Source organism: Brevundimonas sp. EAKA (genome assembly GCF_000698025.1).
In the GTDB taxonomy this organism is placed as follows: domain Bacteria; phylum Pseudomonadota; class Alphaproteobacteria; order Caulobacterales; family Caulobacteraceae; genus Brevundimonas; species Brevundimonas mediterranea_A.
This window is the reverse complement of sequence record NZ_JMQR01000192.1, coordinates 1-3,984: the sequence shown is the minus strand read 5'-3', so window position 1 is coordinate 3,984 and position 3,984 is coordinate 1. Positions and strand designations below refer to the sequence as shown.

Below are 3,984 nucleotides of genomic sequence, written 5' to 3'. Positions count from 1 at the left end.
GGGGGGCCCCCCCCGGGGGGGGTTTTGGGGGGGGGCCCCCGAGCCCGGGGGGGGGGCGGGGGGGGCGCCGGGGGGGGGTGGGGTCCGGGAGGGGGGGGGGGCGGGCGCCCTCGGGCGCCCCTTGGGGGGGGGGGGGGGAGGACGAGGGGGGGTGGGGAACCCCCCCCGCCGGCCGCGGGGGCCCATCCCCGCCGCACCGGCGCGCCTCAGCGCCCTTCCTCCCTCCTCCCGGTCGCCGCGGCCGCGTTCCAGTCCTCGAACGGCTCCGGCGGCAAGGCGACGGACACGGCGAGACCCCGGCCTCGAAGCCGGGACCGAAGGCGACCGGCCGCGCGCTCCCCGACCGCCCCGCGGTCCGACGCGATGAGAAGGCGCCCGACGCCCGGCGGCGGAGACCAGGCCGAGAGGTTATGCGCCGACATCAGGGCCCAGCCCGGCCGCCCGAAGCGCTCCATGGCGGACAGGACCGTGAGCACGCCCTCGCCGACGAGCATGTCCCGCCCCGGCGGCGACAACCGCACCGCCGAACCGGGGGGCACGACGCCCACCGTCTTGCGCGGCACGCGAAGCCGGTCCGCGCGGCGGCCGTTCGCCTCGAGATAGACGAGCTCCACCGCCGTGAGCCGCCCTTCTCCATCGGTGATCCGGGCGACCAGCGCCGGTCGAGTCGGTCCGCCGGTCCGGAACACCGACACCGGTGCGTCCGGATGGTGACGCAGATCGGAGACCTCGGCCGGATCCAGACCCACGGACCGCCCGATCAGATGGCGATGCGACAGCGACCCGCGGGCAAGCGCGATCGCGCCGTCCCACAGGCGCCGGGCGGTCGACACGCGCGTCTGACGGTCCGGGCGGATCGCTGACGATGAGGGATGAGATCGCCCGACGGGCAAAACCCGTCCATCGGCGCCGATCAGGCCCAGTTCCGCCAGGTGATCGCGCACGGCCCGCCAGTCGGCGGCCCCGAAGCTGTGGATCACGAGCCGGTCCCCGCTGACCAGCAAGGAGACGGACCGGTCCCCCGCGCTATGGCCCGGCGCCGGCACATTGGCGCGCAGGCCGCCTTGATAGAGGTCGCCGCCTAGGGCGGCGACGATGGCGTGCAGGGTCATGGCGGCCTCAGATCAGGCCGAGGGCTTTGAAGCTCGCCGTGCCGTCGCGGCCGATCACCAGATGGTCATGCACCTCGAGACCCAAGACCCGGGCGGCGTCGACGACCTTGCGGGTCATTTCGATGTCGGCCCGTGACGGGGTGGGGTCGCCCGACGGATGGTTGTGGACGAGGATCATCGCCGAGGCCGACAGGTCCAGCGCGCGTCGCACCACCTCCCGGGGATAGACCGGGGCGTGATCCACCGTGCCCTCGGCGATCCATTCGTCCCGGAGCAGATTGTTTCGGTGATCGAGATAGAGGACCCGGAACTGCTCTCTCGGCCGATGCGCCATGGCCGTCCGGACATAGGTCTGCAGCGCGGTCCAGGAGGCGATGGCCGGCCGGCGGCAGGCGTCGACCCGGGCCAGCCGCACCGCCAGCTCGCGCAGGATCTTCAGGTCGGCGAAAATGGCGAGCCCGGCGTCACTCGACCGCGTCAGTTCCGACAGGTCCGCCGCCGCCACCGCGCCCAGGCTGCCGAAGCGCGCGAGGAGCTTGCCCGCCAGCCGGTCCGGATCGGCGCCGGACCGGCTCAGCACCAGGGCGAGCAGGGACTGGTCGTCGAGGGATTCGTACGCGAGCATCGGGATCGAGGGGGCGGGACGCGCCGCATTGCGACGACGGGGGTCTGGGGCCGGATTGGTGGCCGGTGTCATGGCGGTCTCCTTTTCCGCTCCACCACGGAGCGTCCGCCGCCGGCCTTCCTTTCCCCTCCGGCGGGGTTGTCGCCGCCCTCCAGCGACGGCAGGCTGGGCGCATGAAATGGCTCCTGATCCCCGCCGCCCTTCTGCTGTGCCCGGCGGCCGCGAAGGCCGATCCATGCGAGGGCCTGCTGCCCGATCGCGCGGGCCAGAACTTCTCCGGCATGGTCCGCTACATCGGCGACGGGGACAGTCTCTGCGTCGGTCCCGGCAGTGACCCGTCGACCTGGATCGAGGTCCGGCTCTCCGACTTCGATGCGCCGGAGCTGCACAGCCCGACCGGTCGGGCCGCTCGCGACCGGCTGTCGACGCTCACGCGGGGCCGGACTCTGAACTGCGTCGCGGTGCGTGGCCGCAGCGGCCGGGTCATCGTCTACGACCGGGTCATCGCCGCCTGCCGCCTGAATGGCCGCAGGGTCGGCGACCTCTTGCGGGCGAGTGGTGGCCGGGAAGGCGGAAACTAGTCGTGCTTGGCCTCGCAGACCGCCAGGACTTCGTCGCCGCGCGCAAGCATTCGGTGGCGCGGACAGGCTTCGGGAAATGCTGGCCCTGATCGACGACATCCGGACCGGATCGCTGGGTACGCGCGACACGCACCTGGACGATCTTGCCAGCCGTCGAGCCGACGGTCAGCCTAACGCAGATCGAAGATGCTGAACTCCGGCAACTCGTGGTCTGGAACATTGCGGCGGCGTTTGACGCGCATGAACCGTCTGAGCTCGGCGGTTGGGGCCAGCGGATCGAGCGCTTCCGCCTTCGCCCATGCCCATGCCAGCCATTCCGTGGCGTGGAGCGGCGCGGGGACACCGTCAGCGAGCCGCAGTTCGGTCGCGCCCAGAAACGCACGCAGCCGCCCGGCTTGCTCCCAGTCGGCGACCGCTTCCAGGAGCCTATCATAGCGTTCCGTCTCCTCGCGCCGGCGATAGGCCTTCAGTCTCATTCGGCGGATACTTGCGGTGGCTTCGCGGTGAGCGTTCGCGAGCCTTGCCGCCCGCTCGGCCTCCGTTTCGCGAGGGGGCGTCGCTGTTCCTCCAGTCACCGGCGTCTTCATGAATCTCTCCGTGGTTGTTGATCCGGGGAAATGACCTGCCCCGGTAAACGGCTGCGAGCCCAAGACGTCGACCGGAGAGAGACGGCCGGGATATGCGATGACCCTGAACCGGATCCCACGGAGACTGTGGATATCGGACGCCTGACTGCTGCTGACTTATCTTCGCAATTGGCTACGTCCCTCGCGTCTCGCGATCCTTGTCCGATAGGGTGTCGTTCCGTGGCGCCATTGCCACGCCATTGTCCGAAAACGTACCAATCTTCGTAGGACCGGGAACGGTCTGGATACGCGCGGCTTAAACGTCCCGTTGATCCGGCCGTGACCGACCGGGCCTTCCGATCTGGAGCCCTGATGCTGCCGCAGCTGATCACCGCCACGCTTCTGTATGTGGAGGACGAGCTTCTGCTCCATACGGTCCTGGAGACGGGATTGGACGACGCCGGATTCCGCGTGGTGGCCGTGGCGTCGGGCGAGGAAGGGTTGGAAGTTCTGCGGGAGCGCCCCGAGATCGTCGGCCTCATCACTGATGTAAATCTGGGACCGGGTCTCGACGGCTGGGGGGTGGCGCGAAAGGCACGGGAGCTGAACCCGACGATCCCGGTGATCTATGTCAGCGGCAAGGACGGCCACGACTGGAGCGCCCAGGGCGTGCCTCAAAGCGTAATGATCGCCAAGCCCTTCGCGGTGGCGCAGGTCGTCGTCGCGATGGCGAACCTGCTTAACCAGGGCGCGGCCCTTGAGGCCGGCTCAGCCTGATTGGCCGGCAGACGTTCAGTTAAGCCTGACAATCCCGCTTCGCGGTTTGGCTTGCGGCACCCGCAGTTCATCCGGCGACAAGGCGCCCATGTCGTAGAAGCCGTGTTCGGCAAGCTGTGTGGCCACCGCGCGATCTCGTCCTGACGGCGATCACGGTCCTCGGTTCGGGGCTCTGAGTTATGGCCCATCGGCCCGCGGAGACCACGTCAAGCTACGGCCGTGAGTTATGCACGCGCGTTTGAATGTCGAGGACGCGTTCCCTAGCTTCACAAGCAAGGCTCAGGAGGGCGGCGGTGTCTAATCAAACGCATTGGGAAACCGTT

5 protein-coding genes are annotated in these 3,984 nt (G+C 69.7%); 2 read left to right on the top strand and 3 right to left on the bottom strand.

Annotated features, from left to right (window positions below):
- Positions 1-206: 206 nt before the first annotated feature.
- Positions 207-1,112, bottom strand: a complete 906-nt coding sequence (locus ER13_RS16470; protein WP_035311041.1) for a toprim domain-containing protein — start codon at positions 1,110-1,112, stop codon at positions 207-209.
- Positions 1,113-1,119: 7 nt separating this feature from the next.
- Entirely contained in the window at positions 1,120-1,809 is a 690-nt protein-coding gene (radC, locus tag ER13_RS16465) for a DNA repair protein RadC (RefSeq protein ID WP_081836268.1), read from the bottom strand.
- A 101-nt stretch (positions 1,810-1,910) separates the two neighbouring features.
- On the opposite strand from radC, the gene ER13_RS16460 reads away from it, so the two are divergent.
- The gene (locus ER13_RS16460; RefSeq protein ID WP_035311039.1) at positions 1,911-2,318 is read left to right on the top strand and encodes a thermonuclease family protein; all 408 of its coding nucleotides are present in this window, start codon (positions 1,911-1,913) and stop codon (positions 2,316-2,318) included.
- A gap of 170 nt (positions 2,319-2,488) precedes the next feature.
- On the opposite strand, the gene ER13_RS16455 is transcribed toward ER13_RS16460, so the two are convergent.
- A complete protein-coding gene (locus ER13_RS16455) occupies positions 2,489-2,905 on the bottom strand; it encodes a hypothetical protein (protein ID WP_155988187.1) in 417 nt (138 codons plus the stop codon).
- 351 nt (positions 2,906-3,256) lie between these two features.
- On the opposite strand from ER13_RS16455, the gene ER13_RS16450 reads away from it, so the two are divergent.
- Complete coding sequence (locus ER13_RS16450; protein ID WP_035311037.1) at positions 3,257-3,661, top strand: response regulator; 405 nt, start codon at positions 3,257-3,259, stop codon at positions 3,659-3,661.
- Positions 3,662-3,984: the final 323 nt, after the last annotated feature.